Source organism: Streptomyces sp. NPDC023573 (assembly GCF_055559735.1).
Genome location: NZ_JBVHKB010000020.1, coordinates 1 through 24,346, shown reverse-complemented (window position 1 = coordinate 24,346; position 24,346 = coordinate 1). Strand labels below are relative to the sequence as shown.

General features: G+C 68.2%; 19 protein-coding genes and 6 pseudogenes. 11 read left to right on the top strand and 14 right to left on the bottom strand.

The genetic code is table 11. The annotated features are described in order from the left end of the window. Positions 1–15: 15 nt before the first annotated feature. On the bottom strand, positions 16–624 hold the full coding sequence (locus ACZ32T_RS35765) for a TetR/AcrR family transcriptional regulator (protein ID WP_467371630.1): 609 nt from the start codon (positions 622–624) through the stop codon (positions 16–18). On the opposite strand from ACZ32T_RS35765, the gene ACZ32T_RS35760 reads away from it, so the two are divergent. Then, the gene (locus ACZ32T_RS35760) at positions 618–1,775 is read left to right on the top strand and encodes an alpha/beta fold hydrolase (RefSeq protein WP_467371628.1); all 1,158 of its coding nucleotides are present in this window, start codon (positions 618–620) and stop codon (positions 1,773–1,775) included. The two genes, ACZ32T_RS35765 and ACZ32T_RS35760, sit on opposite strands and share 7 nt — an antisense overlap. A gap of 73 nt (positions 1,776–1,848) precedes the next feature. Next, positions 1,849–2,295 (top strand): hypothetical protein, encoded by a 447-nt coding sequence (locus ACZ32T_RS35755; protein WP_467371626.1) that lies wholly within the window; start codon positions 1,849–1,851, stop codon positions 2,293–2,295. A 58-nt stretch (positions 2,296–2,353) separates the two neighbouring features. Here the strand turns inward: ACZ32T_RS35755 and ACZ32T_RS35750 are convergent, their stop codons facing one another. After that, a complete protein-coding gene (locus ACZ32T_RS35750; protein WP_467371624.1) occupies positions 2,354–3,739 on the bottom strand; it encodes a cation:dicarboxylate symporter family transporter in 1,386 nt (461 codons plus the stop codon). Positions 3,740–4,259: 520 nt separating this feature from the next. On the opposite strand from ACZ32T_RS35750, the gene ACZ32T_RS35745 reads away from it, so the two are divergent. Further along, the gene (locus ACZ32T_RS35745; protein WP_467371622.1) at positions 4,260–4,751 is read left to right on the top strand and encodes a hypothetical protein; all 492 of its coding nucleotides are present in this window, start codon (positions 4,260–4,262) and stop codon (positions 4,749–4,751) included. A gap of 12 nt (positions 4,752–4,763) precedes the next feature. Here ACZ32T_RS35745 and ACZ32T_RS35740 read toward each other — a convergent pair whose 3' ends face one another. The 5 genes and pseudogenes from ACZ32T_RS35740 to ACZ32T_RS35720 form a co-directional block, all read right to left on the bottom strand. Continuing rightward, positions 4,764–5,474 carry a hypothetical protein gene (locus tag ACZ32T_RS35740; RefSeq protein WP_467371645.1) on the bottom strand — a complete coding sequence of 237 codons (711 nt, stop codon included), beginning with the start codon at positions 5,472–5,474 and terminating at the stop codon, positions 4,764–4,766. A 517-nt stretch (positions 5,475–5,991) separates the two neighbouring features. After that, a pseudogene (locus ACZ32T_RS35735) lies at positions 5,992–6,183 on the bottom strand (transposase); the annotation flags it as partial. A 269-nt stretch (positions 6,184–6,452) separates the two neighbouring features. After that, positions 6,453–7,085, bottom strand: coding sequence for a hypothetical protein (locus ACZ32T_RS35730; protein WP_467371620.1), 633 nt, complete (start codon positions 7,083–7,085; stop codon positions 6,453–6,455). A gap of 107 nt (positions 7,086–7,192) precedes the next feature. Beyond that, positions 7,193–8,186 (bottom strand): annotated as a pseudogene (locus ACZ32T_RS35725) (IS5 family transposase). Positions 8,187–8,290: 104 nt separating this feature from the next. Continuing rightward, positions 8,291–9,325: a helix-turn-helix transcriptional regulator gene (locus tag ACZ32T_RS35720; RefSeq protein WP_467271905.1), complete on the bottom strand. Its 1,035-nt coding sequence runs from the start codon at positions 9,323–9,325 to the stop codon at positions 8,291–8,293. A gap of 96 nt (positions 9,326–9,421) precedes the next feature. Here ACZ32T_RS35720 and ACZ32T_RS35715 point away from each other — a divergent pair, with 96 nt between their 5' ends. Together ACZ32T_RS35715 and ACZ32T_RS35710 are read left to right on the top strand one after the other, a co-directional pair. Further along, positions 9,422–9,826 carry a hypothetical protein gene (locus ACZ32T_RS35715; protein WP_467371618.1) on the top strand — a complete coding sequence of 135 codons (405 nt, stop codon included), beginning with the start codon at positions 9,422–9,424 and terminating at the stop codon, positions 9,824–9,826. A 53-nt stretch (positions 9,827–9,879) separates the two neighbouring features. Next, a complete protein-coding gene (locus ACZ32T_RS35710) occupies positions 9,880–10,653 on the top strand; it encodes an SDR family oxidoreductase (RefSeq protein ID WP_467371616.1) in 774 nt (257 codons plus the stop codon). Positions 10,654–10,957: 304 nt separating this feature from the next. Here ACZ32T_RS35710 and ACZ32T_RS35705 read toward each other — a convergent pair whose 3' ends face one another. Further along, entirely contained in the window at positions 10,958–11,458 is a 501-nt protein-coding gene (locus ACZ32T_RS35705; RefSeq protein ID WP_467371614.1) for an SMI1/KNR4 family protein, read from the bottom strand. A gap of 269 nt (positions 11,459–11,727) precedes the next feature. On the opposite strand from ACZ32T_RS35705, the gene ACZ32T_RS35700 reads away from it, so the two are divergent. Continuing rightward, on the top strand, positions 11,728–15,462 hold the full coding sequence (locus ACZ32T_RS35700) for a S8 family peptidase (protein WP_467371613.1): 3,735 nt from the start codon (positions 11,728–11,730) through the stop codon (positions 15,460–15,462). A 64-nt stretch (positions 15,463–15,526) separates the two neighbouring features. Here the strand turns inward: ACZ32T_RS35700 and ACZ32T_RS35695 are convergent, their stop codons facing one another. Beyond that, positions 15,527–16,525 carry a TrmB family transcriptional regulator gene (locus tag ACZ32T_RS35695; protein WP_467271914.1) on the bottom strand — a complete coding sequence of 333 codons (999 nt, stop codon included), beginning with the start codon at positions 16,523–16,525 and terminating at the stop codon, positions 15,527–15,529. A gap of 297 nt (positions 16,526–16,822) precedes the next feature. Further along, positions 16,823–17,329, bottom strand: a pseudogene (locus ACZ32T_RS35690) (IS5 family transposase); the annotation flags it as partial. A gap of 214 nt (positions 17,330–17,543) precedes the next feature. Between ACZ32T_RS35690 and ACZ32T_RS35685 the strand changes: the two are divergent. The 3 pseudogenes from ACZ32T_RS35685 to ACZ32T_RS35675 form a co-directional block, all read left to right on the top strand. After that, positions 17,544–18,385 (top strand): annotated as a pseudogene (locus ACZ32T_RS35685) (IS110 family transposase); the annotation flags it as partial. Positions 18,386–18,632: 247 nt separating this feature from the next. Further along, positions 18,633–19,465: pseudogene (locus tag ACZ32T_RS35680) on the top strand (NAD(P)H-binding protein). A gap of 631 nt (positions 19,466–20,096) precedes the next feature. Then, a pseudogene (locus ACZ32T_RS35675) lies at positions 20,097–20,186 on the top strand (IS5/IS1182 family transposase); the annotation flags it as partial. Positions 20,187–20,219: 33 nt separating this feature from the next. On the opposite strand, the gene ACZ32T_RS35670 reads toward ACZ32T_RS35675, so the two are convergent. Together ACZ32T_RS35670 and ACZ32T_RS35665 are read right to left on the bottom strand one after the other, a co-directional pair. After that, on the bottom strand, positions 20,220–21,143 hold the full coding sequence (locus tag ACZ32T_RS35670; protein WP_467371611.1) for an RNA polymerase sigma-70 factor: 924 nt from the start codon (positions 21,141–21,143) through the stop codon (positions 20,220–20,222). Positions 21,144–21,286: 143 nt separating this feature from the next. Then, positions 21,287–21,760, bottom strand: coding sequence for a carboxymuconolactone decarboxylase family protein (locus ACZ32T_RS35665; protein ID WP_467271920.1), 474 nt, complete (start codon positions 21,758–21,760; stop codon positions 21,287–21,289). A 166-nt stretch (positions 21,761–21,926) separates the two neighbouring features. On the opposite strand from ACZ32T_RS35665, the gene ACZ32T_RS35660 reads away from it, so the two are divergent. Further along, positions 21,927–22,313 carry a DoxX family protein gene (locus tag ACZ32T_RS35660; RefSeq protein ID WP_467371609.1) on the top strand — a complete coding sequence of 129 codons (387 nt, stop codon included), beginning with the start codon at positions 21,927–21,929 and terminating at the stop codon, positions 22,311–22,313. A 394-nt stretch (positions 22,314–22,707) separates the two neighbouring features. After that, complete coding sequence (locus tag ACZ32T_RS35655; RefSeq protein ID WP_467371607.1) at positions 22,708–22,917, top strand: hypothetical protein; 210 nt, start codon at positions 22,708–22,710, stop codon at positions 22,915–22,917. A gap of 30 nt (positions 22,918–22,947) precedes the next feature. Here ACZ32T_RS35655 and ACZ32T_RS35650 read toward each other — a convergent pair whose 3' ends face one another. Together ACZ32T_RS35650 and ACZ32T_RS35645 are read right to left on the bottom strand one after the other, a co-directional pair. Then, positions 22,948–23,046, bottom strand: coding sequence for a DUF6233 domain-containing protein (locus ACZ32T_RS35650; RefSeq protein WP_467371643.1), 99 nt, complete (start codon positions 23,044–23,046; stop codon positions 22,948–22,950). 713 nt (positions 23,047–23,759) lie between these two features. Continuing rightward, positions 23,760–24,062 carry a hypothetical protein gene (locus tag ACZ32T_RS35645; RefSeq protein WP_467271930.1) on the bottom strand — a complete coding sequence of 101 codons (303 nt, stop codon included), beginning with the start codon at positions 24,060–24,062 and terminating at the stop codon, positions 23,760–23,762. Positions 24,063–24,346 lie beyond the last annotated feature (284 nt).

Below are 24,346 nucleotides of genomic sequence, written 5' to 3'. Positions count from 1 at the left end.
CCGGAGGCCGTCCGGTCAGAGGCGCGGCTCCTCCCCGGGGGTCAGGGCGGGGTCGATCAGGGCGCCGAGTTCGGTGGCGGCACGCATCGTGGAGAAACTCGGATCATGGAGTCCTTCGGCGACGATGGCGTCGATCGCGCCGCCCATGATGATGGCGAGTGTCCGGGCCTCGACCTTCACGCCACCGCGGGCCTGCGCCGCGGCGTCGATGAGCTGAGCGAGTGGACCCCACCTGGTCTCGGGCTCGTAATCGAAGCCTCCCCGGTTGGCTGCTTCCACGATCATGCGGGCGTGCTGCGGGTGCTCGTGGAAGTGTCTGATCATCGCCAGTGCGTAGACGGCTGGCCCTTCGGAGGGGTCGGCTGCCTCGATCTCTGCCGCGACCCGGCCGGTCATGGCGGTGGTGACGTGACCGTATGCGGCGTCGACCAGGGAGTCCTTGGACTCGAAGTGGTAGAAGATCGCCGGCTTCGTGATACCGGCCGCTTGCGCGATGCCGACCAGCGTGGTGCCCGCGTATCCCTTCGCTGCCACCTGCTCGATCGTGACCGCGATCAGCTGGGCTCTGCGCGCCTGCTCCGTCAACGTCAGGCGGTGCCCCTCAGGGCGGTCTCTCGTTGCCATACAAGGAATTCTACCCTACGGTCAAAATATCGACCGATGGTAAAGAAGGTGCTGCCATGGCGGACACGATCGCCGACGAAGACAAGAAGAGCCCCAGCGCCGAACCGGAGGCGCAAACAGCCTCGCCCTCCCGGCCCGATACAGCCGCGCGGGACGCGACGAAGCCCCGTCGGCGGCGGTGGCGTGTCGCGGTCGCCTTCACCCTCGCTCGGCGCTCCCCCTCCCCGGTGGGGCACTGGGACAACGCCGAGGGCCAGGACCGGTTTCGTTCGACCTACGAAGCGGCTTGGCGCGATCTTCCAGAGCCTGCGGCGACGCTCGACATCCGGACCGACTACGGCCTGGTGCGCGTCTACAGATTCGCCGGGAAGGCGGACACCGGTGTTCCGCTGGTGCTGCTGCCCGGGCGGGCCTCCGCGACGCCGGTGTGGGCGGACAACCTGCCCTGTCTTCTTGCGATCGGTGACGTCTACGCCCTCGACCTGCTCGGTGAACCGGGCATGAGTATCCAGGACCGGCCCATCACCGGCGACGGGGACCAGGCGGCATGGCTGCACCAGACCCTCGCGTCACTTCCCGAGAAGTCTTTCCACCTCGTGGGCCTGTCCATCGGCGGCTGGACCGCCGCCAACCTCGCCCTCCGCGAGCCTGCCCACATCGAGACTCTGACGTTGATCGACCCCGTCTACGTCTTCGACGACATGCCGTGGGAGACCATCGCCCACTCCCTGCCGGCCTCACTGCCCTGGCTGCCGAAATCCTGGCGTGACAGTTTCAACTCCTACACCGCCGGAGGAGCACCGGTGGAGGACGTCCCGGTGGCCCACATGATCGAAGCAGGCATGAAGCACTACACGCTGAAGTTGCCCCAGCCGGGGCGCATCAGCGAGGACCGCCTGGCCACGCTGGATCTACCTGTGCTTGCCCTCATCGCGGGGCGGTCCGTGATGCACGACGCGCCGACCGCCGCCCGGACGGCGAAACGCGGGCTCTCCAAAGGCACTGTCCGTGTGTACGAGGACGCATCCCACGCGATCAACGGTGAATATCCTGAGCGGATCGCCAAGGATATTGCAGCCTTCACCACCACCCCGCACACAGGACCAAACGCGGAGCATGCTTCCAAGGCCCTCGACCGGCACAAGCGTTGATGTCTTTCCGGGACAGCCCGGCGAGCCCTTCGAACGTTGCCCTGGCCCCTCTCGATCATGCACCTTCGACCCCATGATGCGGGAGAATGTCCTGGCCGCCATCGAGCGGATCGTGCGGGCCGAAGCCGCAGCCTCCGCGGTCCCCCGGGAGCCGGACATCACCCTCACCGAGTCCTTCCCCGCCGTCATCAACGACCCGGACGCCTGCGCCTGTATCCAAGAGGCTTTCGCCGCTGGTCTCGGCCCGGACCTGGCGGTCGATCCCGGGCCCGTCACCGGCAGCGAGGACGTCGGCATCCTCGCCACCACGGCGGAGGCCCCCTGCGTCTACTGGCTCCTCGGCGAAGTCGGCCCACAAGCATTCGCCCCCGCGCGGACGTTGGAGGAAGTCGCGCACATCGCCCACAGCCTGCCGTCCAACCACCCTCCCCACTACGCCCCCGTCATCGAGCCCACCCTCACCACCGGCATCAGTGCCCTCGTCCACGCCGCACACGCCTGGATGCCCGCACAGATCTGACCTGCTCTGCCCTCTTCGCTGCGGTCAGGTCGTCGGACGAAGGGATGCGCGGACGTGATCACCGCTCGGCGCCGGGTCCCGTCGTGGCGGACGCCGCCACGTCGTCCTCCCCTCGAGCCGCTGGGACGGAGGTGTCCTCCTCGGGCACAAACGCGATCTCGCCGTCCAGGACCTTACGAGCGCGGTCGTGATCGAGCGCTCCTTCCCACTTGGACACGGCGAACACGGCGACACAGTTACCGAGGAGATTGGTGGCCACCCGCATGGTGTCCATGATCCGGTCGACCCCGAGCAACAGCGCCACGGCACCGGCCGGAATGACTCCGAGGGCCGAGACCGTCGCCGACAGCGCGAGGAACGCCGACCCGGGCACGCCCGCCATCCCCTTGCTGCTCAGCATCAGAACCAGTACCACGGTGACTTGCTGTCCGAGCGTCAGGTCGACCCCCACGGCCTGGGCGATGAACAGCGTCGCTATCGAGAGATAGATGGAAGCCCCGTCGAGGTTGAACGAATACCCGGTGGGCAGCACCAGGCCCACAGAATCATCGCGGCAACCAGCCTGCCGCAGCTTCTGCATCATGCGCGGCATCACCGTCTCGCTCGAGCCTGTGCCAAGTGCCAGCACCAGTTCCTCGCGGGTATAGCGGACAAACTTCCACAGGCTCACGCCGGTGAACATCTTCAAAGCGGCACCGAGCAGCAGCAGAAAGACCAGCGCCACCGCGTAGCAGACGCCGATCAGCTTGCCGTACGTAGACAGTGCTCCGAGACCGTACTCCCCGACCAGATGGGCGGTGGCCCCGAACACGGCCAGGGGGGCGAGCCGCATGACGAAGCCGACGATGGCGAAGATCACTTCCTGCACCTGATCCACGGCCGGAAGGATCGCCGGCACCTTGGTGTGTCCCAGGTGAAGCAGGGCAGCGCCCACCAGGCAGGCCAGAATGAGGACCTGCAGCAAGGAGTTCTCGGCGAACGCGCCTACCGCACTGTCGGGCAGTGAGTGCAGCAGAAATTCACTCGTGGACGGCAGTTCACCGCCGCCGGTCCTCTCATCAACGGCCGAGGCATCCAGCGAGGCGGGATCCACATTCATCCCGCTGCCCGGGCGGACAAGGTTCCCGGCCACCAGCCCGATCACGAGAGCCACGGTAGTGGCCACCTCGAACCAGATCAGAGCCTTGAGCCCGATCCTCCCGAAGGACTTCAGGTCGCCCGCCTTGGCGATCCCGGTGACCACGACGCAGAAGACCAAGGGGGCGATCATCGCCTTGATCAGCCGAATGAAGCCGTCTCCGAGCGGCTGCACGGCGGAACCCGCATCGGGCCACACGCCTCCGACAACGATGGCGACGACCAGCGCACAGAACACCTGCATGAACATCGATGTCCGAAGACTTCGAGCGAGACGACGAGCCAGGGACGGACTGACCTGCGTCATGGATACACCCCTCTTGAAATTCCACCATACGGAATCAATGTTCCGCTTGATGGTCAACTATCAAGGGGGCTCCAGCGGGAGGGAAGGGGTAAACGTCAGGGAGATCGAACTTTGGCACATGACCCAAGCATCAAGCAGGTCCAGTAGCTGCAAGTGCCACGCAAACACATAGAAGGGAGAAACCGGGCCGCGTTGCCCCAAAGAGTGTCGGTAGCACCGGCTGCTGGAGCCTTCGAGGGCAGCTGCCCCGCCGCGTTGGCCCTCTCCGCGCGAGCGGAGGTGAGCTGCCGGGACTCAAACCACCGCCCCCAGACGAACGTTCGAGGGGGAATCACTTCGGGGGTAGCGGGGCGGCCGGGTGGCTTTGTTCACGAGGTTTCGACATGCCCGAAAGCGGCGACACCGGGCTGCACACGGAAGCCGCGAAGTCCGACTGGATTCGCACGGATGAGTGGTGTACCGGCCGTCCCACGTCTTCAGCACCGCTGTAGCGTCGTCCGCAGACGATCAGGGGGATTCAGTGACGAGGTCCTTGCACTTCAGCTGGGAACTGTGCGGCTCCGGCTGGGCGACGTGCAGGATCTGGGACGGCTCGACGAAGCACCGCGACATCGTCAGCTACTGCACAAACGCGCTCGCCGACGTGCTGAAAGGCGTGACGGGCCTCTACGGCCCCCATGGAACCCAGCGGTTCTCGTTCGACCTCGAACCGGCAGAGGCACGGTGGATTCTTCGTCGCCGAAACAGCGACGTGCACATCACGATCCGTCACTTCCCGGACATGTCGGTGAGCTTCGACGCACCGGACGGGAAGGGCACCCTCGTGTGGACGTCCACACGTCCTCGCACCTCCCTGGCACATGCTGTCCTGATGGCTGCCGAAAGGGTGCGGCGAACCCACGGCGAGGACGGCTACCTCCAGAAGTGGCAGCTGCACGCCTTCCCCACCACCGAACTGGAAACTCTTCGACACCTGCACCTAGCAGCGGATGACTGCGCTCTCCAGCACTGAACCAACCGCGCCTCACGGTGCAAACACACGCTGAGCCAGAACCCCGGCACGGTTCGCGGCGATGACGCCGACCGCGTCGACGCGGGCCTGGCGGCCCAGTTCCCAGTTGTCGGAGCCGGCGTCGAGGAGCAGTTCACCGGACTCGGCGTTGAACCCGGCAGTCTGGAGTACCCGACGAGCCGCAGGGCGATCGTGGCCCACCGCTCGCGAGGGAGCCGCCAGCCGCGAGGAGTCCCCCTGCGCGCTCGGCCACCAGCGTACTGATCGCCGCACCGAGCCCCATCCGCTCGCACCCTTCCCGCCATCCCGGGCGGGCAGCCTGAGGCATGGGCTGCGGCTTCCGGTCAGGGCCGGTCTTCCGGGCCTGTTGAGAAAAGCCTCGGCCAAGCGGCCGTCATGACGAAGCACCTCACGACGTCTCATGCCGTGATCAGGGAGATCGACCTGGTGGTCGCGGAGGGAGCGGTGCAGCAGCGAGACTGAGAGGTAGCCGCCGTCGAAAAGGTGCTGCCGGGGCAGCAGCCCGCGGTCATGGAGCCGGATGTGGATGCTGGCGAGGGCCTCGGTGTCCCGGGTCGGCCCGGTGGTGGCGATGTCCGTGATCAGGTCGGTCCGAGGGCCCGTCTCGCAGGTCTCGGTGACATGGACCAGATAGCCGCTCCAGCGGGTATTGCCGCGGACGGCCCGGCGGGCTTCGCGGTCGTAGGGCGAGACGATCGGCACGGCTCCTTTGGGCTGTGCGTCCTTCTCGGCGCGAGGACGTAACCCGCCACAGGCGCCGAGGAGGAAGTTCTGCACGACGATCTGTCGCAACGCTTCCGCGCGAGGCCCCCGGCCGGTGGTCCGGAAGGCCCTCGAGGAGCCGGCGGGCGTCCGCTCCCGCCTGTTTCAGCCGGGTGACAGGGTGACTCGGCTGACTGGGGAGTCGGACTGGACGCCCGCAGCGGGTGGCCCACTCGGTATCCACCAAGCCGTCGAGGATGTCCGGTGCCCGCTGGGCGGCTTCTTTCAACGCCGCGCCGCACCGCTTCGAGTACCAGCTCCGAGGTCCCGCGCGGCGGCCAGGACTTGAGTCGAGCCGGTGCGCTGCCTCCCGCGTTCGGCGACCATGCCGGCTTCCCGCACCCGTGTCATCACTGACAGGGAGAGCAGCTGGTCCCCCGCGGTCGTCCCCGCACAGGCGATCACAAAAGCCCGTCAGCACACTGTGGTGGAATCCCGGGTCGTCCAGGTCCAGGGCGAGTGCGTACTTGAAGTCGATTCGGCACCGCACGGCCTCGGCCGCCTGCCGGTCGGAGAGATTGAGCAGAAACTGCAGGACACAGACCGGGGCCAGCTGGGACAGTGAGAGTCCGGGTCGGCCATCGCGCGGGTACCAGGAAGCGAATTCCCTCTCGTCCCAGAGACCATCGAGGTGATCACGTACCCACATCGCCGTATGCCCCTGGGGTTACTGACCCGCGCCATCTGGGCGGTGAGCTCGTGAACCACCGCACCGGACCAGGGGCGAACGGACACTGATCGCCTCAGAAGGACGGAACTACACAGGACCGTCCGAAGTGTTCCAAGCGCCAACAACCTCGTCCCGAGAACTCCAAGATCCCCGACGGAGTCGCTCCTGAACCGCACGCGCCTGCACAACGGCTTCGGCCCCCACCCTGACGGTCAGGGTGGGGGCCGAAGCGTGTTGGCGCTGGGGTGTTACTGCGCGACGAGTTCGCAGATCACGGGCTGACCGCCACCGACACCGTAACGGCAGGTGCCGCCGTCATCCATGCGCGTATCCAGCCAGTACGCATCCTTGTCCTTGATGCGCATCTGCTTCATGAAGTTCGCGAAGTGGCCGCCCATGGATTCCTGGTTGTGCATGCCCGAGATCGCCGCCCGGCCGCACACCTCGTTGAACGTGGGGTCAGCCCCGTTCTGCGAGAGCAGGTGGATCATGCTGCCGTGCTTCTTCGCGTACATCGAAATGCAAGCATCCCCGCTGGGGGTGGTCTTCCCCGGCGGGATCGCCGGGTTGATGCCGCCCTCGGTGGACGACATGCCGCCGCTGTTGTACGAGGAAGCGAACGCGAACTCGTCACAGTTCAACGTGTCGCCCGCATCCACCAGGGCGGAGGGGTCGCCGTTGTTCGCGGCCCACCCCGTGGGGCAGATCCGCGTACGGGAACGGTTGTTCTGCGCCTCATCACCCATGTAATACAGCGGCTTCAGATCAACCATCGAACCCGGGTGCTTGGCCGTGGCCTTCTGAATCAGCCACGCGTGAGCGGCGGCCTGCGGGAACGCCTTCGCGTTGAACGTGTACGTGGGCGCGACGTTGACGAACACACAGCCCGGAACCGACCCCGCCGGGGCGTCTCCTGCGGGGGTGTCGCAGCGGATACGGTCGAGATCCTCGGTGCCGCCGTCGTACTAGGGACCGTATTGAGTTCCGATCAATGGGTAGCTCGGGTGAGGTCCTTGAGCCAGATCATAGAGGCGCGTAGGTGGAGGCCGGCGAGGTAGCTGTCGGGAGACTTGGCGTACCGGGTGGCGATGCCACGCCAGGCCTTCATCTTGTTGATCAGCCGCTCGACGGTGTTCCTCTCCTTGTAGAGCTCGGCGTCGAAGTCGACGGGCCTACCGCCCTGAGAGCCCTTCTTCTTGCGGTTGGCCAGCTGGTCCTTCTTCTCCGGGATGACCGCACGGATGCGGCGTTTGCGCAGGTGGGCGCGATTGGCACGGGAGGAATAGGCCTTGTCGCCCGCCACGGCGGCCGGCCGGGTGCGCGGACGGCCCACGGGCAGACGGACGCGCATCTGGTTCAGGACGGGGATGAACTGAGGGCTGTCGGCGGCCTGCCCGGCGGTCAGGAGCAGCACCAGCGGGCGGCACCTGCAGTCGCCGGCGAGGTGGATCTTGCTGGTCTGCCCGCCCCGGGAGCGGCCCAGCGAAGCGGCCTTCAGCCGCAGCCGGTGCCGGCGCCGGACGCGGCGCCGCTCCTGCCGTCCGGGGTCGGTGTCCTGTCCGGTTCGTCCGTTGTTGTCGCCCCCTTTGACCTGGCTTTTTCTTCAGCCGCGGCCTTCTCCAGCGCGGTGAGGCCGTCTGGGCTCAGGTGCATGCCGGCCGCGTCCTGGTGGGCGCGCACGGTGGTGGAGTCGATACTGACCAGGGACAGGTCCACCTCGTCCCGCCGGGCCTCCTCCGCGATCAGCCCCTCCAGCAGGGCTTGGAAGACGCCCGCGTCGCGCCACTGCCTAAAGCGGTTGTGCACGGTGGGCCAGGCACCGGACTCAGCCGGCATCTCCCGCCACTGCCCACCGGTCCTGAACCGCCAGATCACCCCTCGAACTGCTGCCGCAACCGCTCGGGATACGGACCGAACCGGCCGATCGGTAGATAGGACTCGATGAACTCCCATTCAGCTTCGCTCAGTTGCACCTGCGTCATGACACCAGGGCTACCGGCTCACGCCGTGCCGCGAGGTCGAGTCCCGCAGATTGATCACAAGTGGATACGGTCCCTAACGAAAAACTCAGTAATCACTCGTCCGGTCACAGGCCCAGGACCGTCGCCACCAGTTCGCTGCGGCTGCGGACACCGGTCTTCGCGAACATACTCTTCAGATGGTCCTGCACGGTCGCCGCGGTGATGTGCAGTTCCACGGCGATGGTCCGCGACGGCAGACCGGCAACGACTCGCGCCAGCACGTCCCGCTCGCGCGGTGTAAGCCCGTACGCGAGCAGCAGTATCTCGGCCACGTCGGCGGCCGGCGCCGGATGTACCGTCACGGCGATGGCCGCCGGGTGCGGGCCACCACTCAGCGGCGAGGCCTGGACGGAGAGCCACCGGCCCGAGCGGCCGCGGATGCGTCCGTACGCCGGCAGCTCAGCGCCTCTTCCCCGTGCGGCCACCTCCAGGATCGCGGATGGCAGTTCCGCCTGCGACGGGCCCAGCTCGTCCCGCCAGAGTTTCGCGGCCAGGTTCTCCGAAAACAGCCGCAAGTCCTGGTCGAGCAGGAGCACTCCGGCCTCGGACGGGCCCGCAGCGGTGTCGTCGGGTGCCCGGTGGGCGGCCCGGCGCAGGGCCGCACCGACCGGGGCGGACAGCCGCCGCAGGACGCCGACGTCGGCCGGGGTGAAGTCGGGCCGCCGGCCGCCGCGGAAGAGGGCGACGACGCCCCAGCAGCGGCCGTCCACCAGGAAACCCGCCCGCAGCTCGTGCCGTGCGTCGATCATCGGCAGCACGGTCCGGTAACGGTGGCTGGATTCCGGATCACCGCCGGTGGCCGCACCAAGCGTGTCCGCGGACACCTCGGAGCGGGCCAGCGCCGCGAACTTCAGGACGTCGTCCACCAGGTACTCGTTGTGCGCGGCGGCCGCGGCCGCCTCTGGTACGAGCCCGGCGCTGACTTGGTCGGCGGTCAGCAGCGTCATCGGGTCGATCGTGCTGAAGCAGTAGGAGTCGGCCGGGATGAGGCGTGTCAGCCGGTCGGCGATCCGGCGGCGCAGTATTCGGGAGTCGAGGTCGAGACGGCAGATCGCCTCGATGTCGCGCACGGTCTCGCGCCGGACCATCGGGGAACTCACCCTTGCCACGGTATCCCAGAAATGTGGGAGGGCCGCCCGACCTCCAGGCGCCTACCGTGGGTCCGAGAAACCCCAGGTCACCGGAGGTACACCGACATGTTCCCATCCATGCTCAACGTCGGACTGGATCCAGCGCTGGTGGACGACGCGCCCTCGTCACGGGCGGCGTTCCCTGCAATCGACGCCGAGGCGGTCCGGGCCGGAATGGCCGCGGGCCGGGCTCGGCTCCAGGAGCTCGGCCTCAGTGTCGATGTCTGCCTGCTCGACTACGGCCGCACGGCCGAGGCGGTCTTTCGCGCCGCGTTGACCGCCAAGGACTACGACATCGTGCTGATCGGCGCCGGCGTCCGGCTGGACCCAGAGCTGACCCCGCTGTTGGAGGTGCTGGTCAACACCACCCACGAGCTGGCACCCGGCGCGAAGCTCTGCTTCAACGTCAGCCCGACGACGGCTGTCGAAGCCGTCCAGCGGTGGTGGCCCGAACACAAGCCGCTGGTCTAGGCGCTCCATAGCACTCAAGAGACGATTCGATGAACGGGAGGCGGTCTTCCGCCATGTCTGCAAGAGCACTCGAGGACAAGGTCGCACTGGTCACCGGCGGCAGCCGGGGCATCGGCCGGGCGATCGCGGAGCGGCTCGCCCAGGACGGCGCCGCCGTCGGCGTCACCTACGTCCGCGACGAGACGGCGGCCAGCGAGACCGTCGAAAGCATCCGCAAGAACGGAGGACGGGCCTTCGCACTCCAGGCGGGGCTGGGCGAACGCGGCGACGCGGCCCGCCTCTGGGCCGCCTTCGACGCCGCGGGCACGGAGCACGTGCCCGACGGGAAGCTCGACATCATCGTCAACAACGTCGGCATCGGGGATTTCGCATCCCTGGAGTCGTTGACCGAGGACGCCTTCGACAAGGTCTTCGCCGTGAACGTGCGTGCACCGTTCTTCGTCACGCAGCAGGGACTGCCGCGCCTGCGCGACGGGGGCCGGATCATCAACATCTCCAGCTCCGTGGCCCGCCTGGCCACGCCGGGAATGATCGCCTACGGCGCCACCAAGGGAGCCCTGGACAACTTCAGTCTCGCCCTCGCCAAGGAGCTGGGCCCCCGGGGCATCACGGTCAACTCGGTGGCCCCCGGAACCGTCCTCACCGATGCCAGCGCGGCCACACTGCTGGGCGATCCGCATGCCGAGGCGCAAGCGGCGTCTCTTGCCGCCCTCGGCCGGATCGGGCGGCCGGAAGACATGGCCGACATCGTGGCCTTCCTCGCCTCCGACGACGCACGCTGGGTAACCGGCCAGGTCATCGACGCAACGGGAGGCATGGCCCTCTGACGTGCTAAGGAGAGGAACACCGTCGAGCGGCTGAACAACAAGATGAAGGCCTGGCGCGGCATCGCCACCCGGTACGCCAAGTCTCCCGACAGCTACCTCGCCGGCCTCCACCTACGCGCCTCGATGATCTGGCTCAAGGACCTCACCCGAGCCACCCATTGATCTGAACTCAATACGGTCCCTAGTGCCGCATCAGCCAACGTTCGCCCCGCCGTGACCGGTCAGTGGCAGAGACGACGCGGCGGGGCGAGGCACAATCTCATGTGCGGGAGCGAGCTCAGCCAGGTGTGTTTTGCCCCGGCTCTCACTCGAAGTCACGGGCAGCGGTAAGGCCTTCGATGAACGACCGGAAGTCCGGGGCGAGGACCAGCTCTATGTCGAGGTCCGCCTCGAACCAGGTGGCGGACGGTTCCCCGTGTCGGCCGCAGGCCCGGTAATCAAGCCCGATCCAGCACGGTCCGTCACCCGAGACCAGAACCACCGCGGCGGGCAGCCCCCATTCCTCGACCAGGTATGGACTGTCGAGCAGGGCAATTGTTCCCTCGCGACGGCCGATGCCCATCATGCTGTCGAACGGGACGTGGTCGGCGCTCCATGAGGTCGGCTGGCTCGTGGGGAAGGCATTGCGGCCGGCCGCGGCCTGGCCCCCGTTTTGATGGCGCAGTAGGTCGAGCAGTGAACTGGGGAGCGTGACGTCCAGCAGACGCTGGGTCTCCGCAATCGCCTGGTCGGTCAGGGCCGGCTGCACTGCGTACTCGCTGCTGGTGTCCCACAGGGAGCGCTGGAGATCCTCAAGGCGTGTCACGAGCAGCATCGTAGGAGCCACGCCCGCTGCCTGCATGACGCGGGCCCCCAGGCATACTGCCTGGTGGCCTTGACCTGGGCTTCCCCGCGGTTGGGTGGGGTTTCGGCTCGCCCAACCGCCAATTGAAGTGCATCGAGGCATAATTCACCTGGAATTATGGCAAAACGGCTCCTCGATTTTCGCCCAGGATCTGGCGACCTGTGCCGTGGCGAGAGGTCGCCACCGTAGCCTTGTATCCGGGCCGATGGGCGTCGCGCAGGATGCTCGGCATGATTCCTGCTTCTCCTCCAGCCGATGGCACGGCAACACCCTCGAGCACTCGGCGCCGGGCCCTTCTGGCCGCGACCGCCGTCGCGCTGGCCGGCGGACTGCTCCTGCCTCTGGGTCACGCCACCGCCGCACCGGCCGCTGCGCAGCCGTTGGCAGCGCCCGGATCTCCCGAAAGCACCCACCGGATCACCTTGGTCACCGGCGACGTCGTGACGTTCACCGACGGCCCCGGAGCCCGTGACCTCGTCACCACCGCCCCCGAGGCCCAGGTGTCGGTCGAGCAGTTCGGGGACGACATCTTCGCCGTCCCGCTCGACGCGCAGCCGCTGCTCTCCGCCGGAAAGGTGGACCGGCGGCTGTTCAACGTCACCGACCTGGTCGAGATGGGGTACGACGACGCCCTCACCGGCGGTCGGCTGCCGGTCATCGCCACGTACGACGCGAAGACGGCCCGCTCGAAGCCGGCCGCGCCCCGGGGAAGCAGGGTCGCCAAGCGCCTGGACAGCATCGGCGGTGCCGCGCTCACGGCGGACATGGCGGAGCGGCGGTCCTTCTGGAAGTCCGTCGCGGGCTCCGCCGATGACCGTGACCTCGAAGGCGGGATCACCGGGCTGTGGCTCGACGGCAAGGCCGACGCGGCCCTGAAGGACTCCGTGCCGCAGATCGGGGCGCCGGAGGCATGGGGGAAGGGCTTCGACGGCAAGGGTGTCAAGGTCGCCGTGCTGGACACCGGCATCGACCTCGGCCACCCGGACGTCAAGGATCGCGTCACCGTCGCCCGGAGCTTCGTGCCGGGCGAGGAAGTGGAGGACGGCAACGGTCACGGTACCCATGTGGCCTCCACCATCGCCGGCTCGGGCGCGGCCTCGGGCGGTGCGTACAAGGGTGTCGCCACGGGCGCTGACCTGCTGATCGGCAAGGTGCTGGGGAACGACGGCTCCGGCGCCGACTCCGGCATTATCGAAGCGATGGAGTGGGCCAAGGACCAGGGCGCCGACGTGGTCAGCATGAGCCTCGGCACCCCCTACGGCGACAGTGGCTCCGACCCGATGTCCCTCGCGGTCGACGCGCTGTCCGCGAACGGCGGTCCGCTGTATGTGGTCGCCGCGGGCAACGCCGGCGCCGAGGGTTCCGTCTCGGCCCCCGGCTCCGCCGAGAAGGCGCTGACCGTCGCCGCGGTCAACAAGTCCGACGCACGTGCGTCCTTCTCCAGCCAGGGCCCGCTGACGCGCAGTCACGCGCTGAAGCCCGACATCTCCGCACCGGGCGTGGACATCGTCGCCGCCGCCTCGCAGTCCGTCCCGGGCTGGACGGGCGGGATGTACCGCTCGATGGACGGCACCTCGATGGCCACCCCGCATGTGGCCGGTGCCGCGGCGATCCTGCACCAGCAGCACCCCGACTGGACGGGCGAGCAGCTGAAGGACGCGTTGATGAGCACGTCCAAGGAACTGGCGGACACGCCGTACTCGATGGGCACCGGGCGGGTCGACGTCGCCGCGGCCGTCAGCAGCACACTCACGGCCACCGGCTCCGTCGGCGCCGCGGTCTACACCTGGCCGCACAGCGCCGACGAACGGGCGACGACGAGGACCGTCACCTACACCAACAACGGCGCCAAGGACATCACCCTCGACCTGGCCACGGACACCACCGACCAGGCGTACACCCTGGCCGACCGCGAAATATCCGTCCCCGCGGGCGGTACGGCACGGACGACACTCACCCTCGACCCGGCCGGCGTCGCCGTGGACACCTCCTTCTCCGGGCAGGTCGTCGCCACGGACCACGCCACCGGCGCGGTCGTGGCGCACACCGGTTTCGCGCTGTACAAGGAGCGCGAGCTGTACGACGTGACCATCAAGCTGCGCGACCGCAGCGGCAAGCCCGCGACGGGCACCGTGACGCTGGGCGCGCTCGGCGGCACGGAGGTCGTCGAGCCGATGGTCGCCGGCGAACTGACGCTGCGCGTAGCGCCGGGCAACTACGTCGCGTGGTCACACCTGGCAGTCGAGGGCGAGGCGCCCGACGCCCACGCGACGGCCTTCCTCGTCGACCCGGAGACCAAGGTCACGGACGGTCCGGCGACAATCGTGCTGGACGCGAGCAAGGCCCGCAGGGCCGGCGTACGCACCCCGAAGGCATCCGAGACCTCGCAGTGGCGTTACGACATGGCCAGGACCGCTCCCAACGGCAAGGTGATGCGCAAGACCACCACACTGCCGATCTACGGCGACGAACTGTGGGTCAGCCCGACCGAGCCGGTCACCGAGGGCGGCTTCAACTACCTGACGCGCTGGCGGCAAACCGAACCCGGCTTCCGCGTCCATACCGACGACGGGACACTCAACGCGCTGACCCAGCCCCGCAGCCGCAAGACCACCGACAAGTTCACCGCGCGCGCCGTGTACGCGGGTGCCGGCGCGGCGGAGGACTACACGGGCCTGGACGCCAAGGGCAAGGCCGTCGTCATCGACCGCTCCTCGGCGGTGCCCCCGGCCAAGCGGGCGGCGAACGCGGCAGCGGCCGGGGCCAAGGTCCTGATCGTCGTCAACGACGGCCTCGGCCGGCCGAACGAGTCCTACGGCACGCCGGAGTCCCCCGCGGCCCTGCCGGTGGCAGGCGTCCGCAAGGCGGAGCGGGCCGCGCTCCTCGGCCACGTCGCGGAGCACGGCACACTCTCCCTCGACCTGGACGACGACCCGGACTACCTGTACGACCTGGTGTCCCGCCACAAGGACACCGTCCCTGACCGTCCTCTGGTCTACGCCCCGGACGCCGACCGCGACCTCGCCAAGGTGGTCAACACCTTCCACGGCGACCGCGACATGCTGGGCGGCGGCTACCGCTACGACATTCCGCCCAACGGAGCGGGGGTCGGTTTCGCGCAGTACGAGGCGTACCCGGGGCAGCGCACCGAGTGGGTGTCCCCGCTCGGCGACGGGTACAAGTGGATGGAGACTCACCAGACGCTGAGCCCGGCGCCCCAGCAGATGTACGGCCCTCCGGCCGACGTCCAGGCGGGCCGGTCCTACCAACGCCGCTGGTTCCAGCCGGTGCAGCGGCCCCGCATGGGCACCGCGTTCACGGGACCGTACCGCGACAGCAACAACAACCTGACCCTGGCCGTCGAACCGTGGACGGACAGCGGGCCGGCCGGAACCTCCGGCATCGGCGACGGCCAGTTCAAGACCGCCCTGTACCGCGACGGCGTGCAGGTCGCGCAGTCAGCCGGCCGGTCGGTCAGGGCGTCCAGGCAGCCCGCGGAGGAGCTTCCTTACACGCTGGTGATGGACGCCTCCCGCGACGCGTCGGTGTGGCACACCTCGACGCGTACCCACACCGAGTGGGAGTTCGCCTCGAAGGCGATCCCCGCAGGCACTCCGGGCAACCGCCGTGACGTAAGGCTGCTGCAGCTCGACTACGGAATCGACACCGATCTGGCGGGCGACGTCAGAGCCGGAGCGCCGGTCGTCCTGACGCTCTCCTCCGGAACCCAGGAGTGGCTGCCCTCGCCGGTCAAGGCGAACACGGCGACCCTGTCGGTCTCCTACGACGACGGGGCGACCTGGAAGCCGGTCACGCTGCTCCGCACGGCGGCCGGAACCTGGAAGGCCGCACTGCTGCCGCCGAAGAACAAGGCGGGCGGCTTCGTCTCGCTGAAGGCTTCCGCCGAGGCGGACGGCGGACTCGGCATCAGCCAGGAGATCATCCGGGCCGTCGGCCTGCGCTGACCCCTCCCGCGCGGCGGCCGGTCGCCAAGCCCCTCCCCCGGGGTCGCGACCGGCCGCCGCGCTTTCAGCGCTTCACCCATCCCTGCTCGTACGCATGCCACCCCAGCTGCATCCGGGTCGTGACCCCGGCCAGTTCCGCCAGCCGCTGTACCCGCCTCTGCATGGTGCGCAGTGACAGATCCAGCCGGGTGGCCACCTTGCGGTCGGTCAGCCCGGTCAGCATCAGGGAGAGGATCAGGAGGTCGGTCTCGTCCGGGCCTTCGGTCAACGGCTCCTCCACCACCTCGCCCGTGGACGACATCAGCAGCGGCCGAGCCGTAGTCCAGACGCCCTCGAAGAGCCCGACCAGCGCTTCGACGAGCCCGCCGGCATGAACCACCAGCGCGGATGCCTCCGCCGACGCCTCCGCCTCGACCGTCGACTGCAACGGCAACAGGGCGATCGACCGGTCCGCCACCACCAGCTTGGTGGGCACCCGTTCCACGACCCGCACCTGCTGCGCCCGGTCGAGCGCGGACGACAGCTCCACCAGGGTGGACGGCTGTTCCAGTACGGATTCCTCAATCACCACCCGGTAGTTCACCCCCCGTGCGGTCGCCTGCTCCTCCGCCTGGTGCTCCTCGCCGCGCACGGCCATCGGCTCTGCCGTTACCAGCACCTGCAGCTCGTGTGTCGCTCCCCGCTGCAACTGCTCGAAGCGGTGTCTGACAGGCCCGGCGCCGGTGAGTACCTCCACGACGTCGGCCCGTACCGGCCCGGCCGACAACCGCCGGTAGTCCTCGGTGAGCGCGGCTACCGCCGCCTCGGCCTCCTGCAGCGCGTGTCTGCGTTCGGCGAGCGCCCCGCCGAACGCGAGCGGCGGCGGTGCCGCGGCATAGCGCCCCGGGGCGTCCGCCACGGGGGTGACCATCCCCCGGGACTCCAGGCGGCCCAGCAGCCGGGCCGCCTCCAGTTCACCGAGACGCAGGTGCCCCGCGACATCGGAGCAGGACGCCGCCCCTCGCCGCACGAGCAAGCGATAGGCCGCTTCCTCGCCTTCGGCCAGCCCGATGAAGTCAAGCAACGGTTCACCTCTCCTCTACCCGCTACTGCTGCTGCCCGCGCGCCTGCGGGCCCACAACGTGCTGGTCAACACCGTACTGCCCGGGTTCGTCGGAGCGATCCTGATGACCAACGCCCTCGACGCCTGCCCTCCGGCAAGGTGGTCGGAGAGCACTTGGGCCGGCAGCCCGTACAACGGTTCCGAAACGCGCAGGACATCGCCGCTGACGATGCGATGTGGGGCCGGATCGAGCCGTTGATGCCGGGCCGATCCGGTCCGGGCGGCCGTTTCGTTTGGATCATCGGGCTGACCACAGGAAGATGCCTGCGATGTGAGTCCGGCCAGGTAGATCGTGGCCGTCTTCTCGTAGCGGGTGGGGATACCACGCCATTGCTTCAAGCGGTTGATGCATCGCTTTACGGTATTGCGTTGTTTGTATGCCTCGCGGTCGAAGGCCGGGGGTCTGCCGCCTTGACTGCCGCGCCGGAGCCGGTGGCCCCGCTGGTCTGCCGGGACGGGGATCACTGCTCGAATACCGCGCTGGCGTAAGTGCTCGCGTATGGCGCGTGAGGAGTACGCCTTGTCGGCCAGAACGGTGTCCGGCCTGGCCCGGGGCCGCCCGCGTGGGCGAGGGACGCGAAGTTGGGCCATCAAGTCCGCGGGCGCATCGCCGGTCTGTCCGGCGGTGAGAACGAAGGCCAGGGGCCGGCAGCGGGCGTCGGACGCGAGATGGATCTCTGTGGTCAGTCCTCCACGGGACCGGCCGATGGCATGGTCGTGCGGCTCGCCGGCCGGGGCCCCGTTACCGTGTTCGTGGCTCCGCAATGGGGCTCCCGGCCTCCGGGCCCGGATGCCTTGAGCCCCTTGTCGATCATGGTCGGAAAAGTGGTGTCACCGGGCCGGGAGGCATTGGCAGACCGCTGATCAGGGGCATGACCGCTCGCCTTGCCTGTCGAGGTGAAGCAGGCCTTCGTAACGTGGATGCCGGCACGCTGATGCCGCAGGTTGAGGCCGGGAAGGGTCTGTCGGGGAGGGGCTTGTGCATCACGAAAGCGAGATCGACGTCTACCTCGGTCTGGACGTCGGCAAAGGTGAGCATCACGGCACTGCCCTCACCCCAGCAGGCAAGAGAGTGTTCGACAAGCCGCTGCCGAACAGTGAACCGCGGCTTCGGGAGCTGTTCACGAAGCTGCGAACGAGGTACGGAACGGTGCTGGTCGTAGTAGACCAGCCGGCCTCGGTCGGTGCCCTGCCGCTGGCGGTTGCCCGCGATGCGGGCTGCCGTGTTGCCTATCTTCCCGGGCTGACAATGCGGCGGATCGCCGACCTGTATCCAGGAGATCGAAGACCGATGCCCGGGACGCGGCGATCATCGCGGGGGCGGCCCGGACCATGCCACACACCCTGCGTGAGCTGGCGCCGAACGACGAAACAGTCGCCGAGCTGAACATGATCGTTGGCTTCGACGACGACCTGGCCGGCGAGGTAACCCGGCTCAAGAACCGCATGCGTGGCCTCCTCACCCAAATCCATCCCTCGCTCGAGCGGGTTCTGGGCCCTCGGCTGGATCACCCGGCCGTGCTGTTCCTGCTGGAACGCTACGGATCGCCGGCACAGTTGAGGAAGGCAGGCCGCCGTCGGCTGATAACAATGCTCAAGCCCAAAGCGCCGCGCATGGCAGAACGTCTCATCGAGGACATCTTCACCGCCCTGGACAAGCAGACCGTCATCGTTCCCGGCACCGAGGCCGCAGCCCTGATCATTCCCAGCCTGGCCAGCTCGCTGACCGCAGTGCTCGACCAGCGCAAGCTCCTGGCCAGCAGTATCGAGGAACTGCTGGAGGCCCACCCTCTTTCGCAGGTCCTGATCTCGATGCCCGGTTAGCACGGCCGCCCGCCCGGTGCCCGGCGGCACGGCGGGCGCCATGTCATTGCGGGACTCCCCAACCCGCCGTGCTCGGTCAGGGCGAACGTGCTCGGCGGGTTGTCGGCGTACACATGAACGTGCACGGCCGAGTACGGATGAACGTGCCCACCCGCGGGCATGTCCAGGAGTCCTCTTGACCTGAAGCATGATTGAGGTTCTAGCGTGTCGCCTACTCAATCATCTGACGATGGGAAACACGCTCGTGATCCTCGTGACCGGAGCCACTGGAAACATAGGCATGGCCCTGCTGAAGGAGCTGCACGCATGCGGTGTCGGGCCGCTGAGAGGGCTCACCCGAGATGCCGCAGGGGCCGTCTTCCCTCAAGGGGTCGAGGCTGTGGAGGGCGACTTCGCAGAGCCGGCGTCGTTGAAGCCCGCACTGAAGGGGGTGCGCTCGCTGTTTCTATTGTCGCGTCTGGGCTCGGACGCCGACATCCTCGAAGCTGCCCGGCAGGCGGGAGTGGAGCACGTCGTCCTGGTGTCGTCCATCACCGTCCAGACCACCCGCACCTCGGCCCCGCCGACGAGAACCTGGCGGTGGAGCAACTGCTCAAGGAAACCGGCATGGCCTGGACGATCCTGCGGCCGACGCAGTTCGCGTCGTACGCCCTGATGTGGGCTGCGTCCATCCGTGGCCGCGAGACCGTCCGCGCGCCGTACGCCGAGACCGCGCTACCGACCATCCACCCCGCGGACATCGCATCGGTGGCACGGGTGGCACTGACCGAGCCCGGCCACCACAATCGCACGTATGCCTTGACCGGGCCAGAGCCGATAACCGCCCGACAGCAGGTCCAGGCCATCGCGGCAGTACTGGGTCGGAAGGTGCCCTTCGCCGAGATCAGCCGTCGGCAAGCCCACGCGCAGATGGTCGCGGTCTTCGGGGCCGAGGCCGCGGACGCGGTGCTCGACGTCACTGGTGGAGACGTGAACCCCGAGCTGCTGATGGTGCGTGACACGGTTTCTCAGGTCACCGGAACACCGGCTCGCCCGTTCCGGCAGTGGGCCTCGGAGAACGCCGACGCCTTCCGTTGAACCGCCAGGGCCTGAGCATCCGTACCCAGGTGCGCAAAGTCGATGCCGACCAGCTTCCTGTCCGCCCTCAGAGCGGAGACCTTTCCGAACGACCAACTGGCGCCTGGATCGGTCACCTGGAAGCCGACCAGCCGCTGGTCCGAGGTCAGCCCCACACTGATGAGACCGGGCGACGCCGCACGTCCGCGCGGACCGAACGGGGTGGGCTCGGTTCCGGCCGATGCGAGAGCGGGGGCGGCCAGGGACAGCGCGAGGGCGCCGGCAGCGGCCGCCGTAAGAAGACGAGTACGCACGGTTGCACTCCGAACGGTAGACGGCCCGCCCACGGAACGGGGCGGGTCCACCTGTCCTTCGGCTCCACTTTCGCCCGTGCACCATCTTCTCCGCGGCCCACTGGCGAGGAGAGTCCCGGTGAGTGTCCGCCTGAACGATCACCGTGCGCAGTCGCAGGGCGAGCGGGCCGGTTTGTTTTTTGGGGGGGCCGGAGCTTCGCCCCGTTCCGGCGCGTCCAGGGCCGTCCTCATCTCCGGGTACTTGTTCAGGCCCGTTTCGACGGCCACTCTGCGCAGCTGCCTGCGTGCGGCTTCGGCCACCTGCTCACGTGGCAGGACCGCGAGGAGGCCACAAGTTCCTCCTGCGTGATTGCCGTCTCCGCGGCGACGGCGTGCATCATGCGATGCGCGGCATCGCCCGCCTTCACAACCTCAACGTCACCGGATAGGCGAACGAGCCGGCCCACAGCCTGTCCCCGGGCTCACTTCGTCTGCCGGCGGGCTTGTTTCACCTCGCCGTCGATGGCCCAGGCGTCGGCAACCGGTCCGAGGTGGCCGAGCTTGTCAGGGTTGATCACCGAGCGGATGATCTGGATCTGACCGTCGAGCACGTCGAGGGCCAGGGTATGGAGGACCTTGCCGTCCCGGTCCCGGAAAACGGCGCCGGGCTGGCCATTGACCTCGTGCGGCTCGAACGTCACGTCGATCCGGGCCATCAACGGGAAAACGGAGGCCAGCAGCCGGGCCACGTTCTCGGCGCCGACGACAGCCCTGGCCAGCTGCGGGGCCTTGCCGCCACCGTCCCCCACCATCTGCACGTCGGCGGCCAGCAGATCCCTCAGACCGGCGACATCACCTTCGCGGAGGGCGTCGAAGAACCGCGTCGCCAGCTCCTGCCGCTCCTTACGGTCCGCTTCGAACCGGGGCCGCCCGGCCTCCAGGTGCCGCCGCGCCCGCACCAGCAGCTGCCGGCACGCCGCCTCCGAACGCCCCACCGCCGAGGCGACGTCGTCGAACCCGAAACCGAACACCTCCCGCAGCACGAACACCGACCGCTCCAGCGGGCTCAGCCGCTCCAGAAGCAGCAGCGCCGCCATAGACACCGAGTCGGCCAGCTCCGCCGAGCGCGCCGGATCCTGATACGGATCACTCAGCAGTGGCTCGGGGAACCACGGGCCCACGTACTCCTCCCGCCGCACCCGCGCGGAACGCAGCACGTCGATCGAAATCCGCGTCACCGTGGCGGACAGAAAAGCCTTGACCGACCTGGGAGGGGTCGTCGAGCCATCGAAGCGCAGCCATGTCTCCTGCACCGCGTCCTCAGCCTCGCTCACGCTGCCCAGAATCCGGTAAGAGATCGAGAACAGCAGTGGCCGCAGTTCCTCGAACTCGTCGACCTTGTTCACGCCACATCCCCCTTGAGGTCTTCCCGCCCGGCCGTATCCCCCCGGCGCGGGCCAGTTCTGGTGATCTTGCGGTCCGTCAGCGGGGCTGTGCAACACCCCGCCGCCCGGGGCGACAGTGCCCCGGGCGGCTCATCGCCGGCCCATCAGTGGAACTGCCCGACCTCGTAGTCGCCGCCCTGCTGCTGGGCGATGATGTTCAGCCGAGTCGCCGTGTTCATGAAAGAGATCAGAACCACCAGGGCAGTGAGCTGCTCCTCGTCGAAGTGCTTCGCGGCACGCGCCCAGACCTCGTCGCTGACCCCGCCGGCCGCGTCCGCAACCCGGGTCCCCTGCTCCGCCAGCTCCAGCGCGGCACGCTCGTCCTCTGTGAAGACCGTGGCCTCCCGCCACGCCGTCACCAGGTTCAGGCGCACCGCGGTCTCGCCGGCCGCAGCGGCCTCCTTGGTGTGCATGTCGATGCAGACGGCGCAGCCGTTGATCTGGCTCACACGCAGGGCCACGAGCTCCTGTGTCGCGGCCGCCAGCGGCGAGTCCTTGAGCGTCTTGCCCGCCGACATGAGGTGCTTGAGGGCTTTAGCGGCGGTCGGGCTGGCGAAGTAGTTCAGTCGCGCGTTCATGGTGTGCTCCTCCGTGCTCGTCGATGGCTACACCCTCTGAGACGAGACAGCACGACGCCCTGTGACACGGACGCGTGTGCTCCACCTCGGACGTTCGGCGATGTCACATGCGGGGGCGCTGCCTCGTCCCAAGGGAAGCGGGCAATCCTCGATCAAGGAGCTGATAGTGAACCTCGCACTTTGGATCATCGCCGGACTGATGGCCGCCGTCTGCCTGACCGGCAGCTCCAAAATGTTCGTGCCCAAGGAGAAACTGGCCGCCATGGGCGGCACCGCCACCCAGTGGGTCCAGGACTTCAGCCCCGGTGCCCTCAAAACCATCGGAACCATCGAGCTCCTGGCCGCGGCGGGCCTGATCCTGCCCGCCGCGTTCGACATCGCACCGGTCCTGGTATCGCTGGCCGCCACCGGACTGGTGCTGCTGTTCGCCGGCGCGCTGACCATGCGCCTCCGCCGTGGCGAGAGAGTCACGATCGCGGGCGACCTGGTCTACCTCGCCCTGGCCCTCTTCCTGGCGTGGGGCCGCTTCGGCCCCGAGTCCTTCACCGGCTGACCACCCAGGTCGGGCGTGAGCCGGTTGCCGAAGGCGCGCGGGCTCACCCCGGTGCACGGACTCCAGCACGGCTCCGGTGCTGTGATCACACCAACCACAATCCGAGAGGTCGCATTCAAGATCACTTACGGGGACAGCCCGGCGCCTCCAAGAACCTTGGTTTTCCTGGTCATCGCCCTTATGCACTCCTTCACAGTGAGGTGTCCCCACCAGGGGTAGCGCTCAGCTAAACGACCATACGCACAGAGTGACAGGGGTTCCGCCGGGTGATCACCCAGATGAGATCCGAAGAGTCAGCAGGGCGACATGTGACAGAAAACCGGACGAAAGACCCACCGGTGCTAAGTGCCCCGCCCACAGTGCTGCGACCGGCGACGCGTCGCACCCTTAAGAGATGAGCGCGCCGATAGTCCTTCACCGCCTCTCCCCCACCGGCGGCCGGCGGCTCACCATCCGCAGGCAGATCGCCGGGCTCGCCTACGAGGACCAGGACGTCGTGGAGTTCCCGCGGCGGGCCGGGCTGCCGGACGCGGAGCAGTTGCTGGACCGGCCGAAGTGGGTGGAGTGGCGGGGCGGTCGGGCGCATACGTACGTGGCCGCGTAGGTCGAGGACGGCGCGGCCGGTGGTGTTGGTTCAGCCCCGTAGTCCGGTGGCCGGCCGGCAGACCTGGCACGGTTCGATGTCCGGCTCGGCCAGGGCCACCATCGCGTCTTCCCGGGAAATGAGCCCCACCTGGCCGGGGTAGGTGGCGCAGCCGCCACGGTGGAGCAGTGCGACCGAGGAGGAGCATTGCGGCTGGATTTTGCCAGCATCTCGGCCCGGGCTGCCTCCCGGCGCTTGCGGTCCTGGGCTTCCTTGATATCCAGTTCCCGGATGCGGCGCTCGGTCTGTCCGACCTGCCAGCGCAGCCAGTCCAGGAGGACCCGGTTCTTCTCCAGATCGCTGATAGTGCCGGAGTACGGGGCGGTGTCGGGCATGGCTACGCCTCGGGGCGGCCGGGTCGTGGGCGTGCTTCAGGGCGGTGCGGGCTTCCACCCGGTCCGGGCCGGTCAGCGTCTGCCAGTACGGGTGGGTGAGCACGAAGGTGGTCACCTCCAGGATCCGCGCCCGGTATCCGGCGAGGCGCTCGGCCTGCTCGGGGGTGTAGCCGGAGCTGTCCTCCTTCTCCGGCTGGTAGTCGCTGTGCAGCTGCTTGTCGGCCTTCCACCCGGGCAAGGGCTCGCCGACCACAGCAGGGTCTGGGCGAATTCGTCGCGCTAGGCCTGCACCTGGTCGAGGGCGGCTTGGGCGTCGAGGAGGTCTTGAGGGAAGTCGAAGGCAGGCACACCAAGATGCTACGTCTCTTCGAATTCTGGACGCGAGTGGCGCACCGGCCACCGAACGCACCCCGTCGCCCGGAAGGCGGGGCCTCCGTCCTGCTTCCGGGCCTGTCAGCAGGAGAGCGGTCAGTCTCCACCGCCATCCCCGTTGCCCCAGCCGGAGCCGTTGTCCGTGCCGAAGTCGCCGCCAGCCCCGTCGTGGCGAGTACTGGACGAATAGGGGCGATCGTTGCTGAAGTAGGGGCGACTGTTGCTGAAGTCGAAGCGGATGGCGCTGCCAGGCGTCTTGGCTTTCGTGGACTTGCTGCCAGAGCACCCAAAAGGGGATGCACCGGTCCACAGGAAAAGCACCACGAAGAACAGCGCGCAGGCTCCTACAAGGAGCAACGCTGTGCCACCAAGTGCGAATAGCAGCGCTTCCATGTCCATACAGCTCCATTCATGAGGCTGCGCTCCTGAGCGGTCTCATTTTGCCGCACCGCTCAGTGGAGCAGAAGAAGTGCGTCCAACCTCGAAGTTTCATGACGGTCCGCCGACGGAGTTGGTGGGCCGTTTTCGTGTGGTGGGCTGAGGGTGGGCAGGCCCGGGGGCCCGAGTGTCGTCTCGGGGTGGCGCCGAGTTCCACTGCTCCGGTTTCGGGTTGCTGTCGTAGGGGCGGCAAAGTTGCTGGTCAGCCGGGGTTCGGCAGGAGTGCGAGCCGTTCGAGGGCGTCG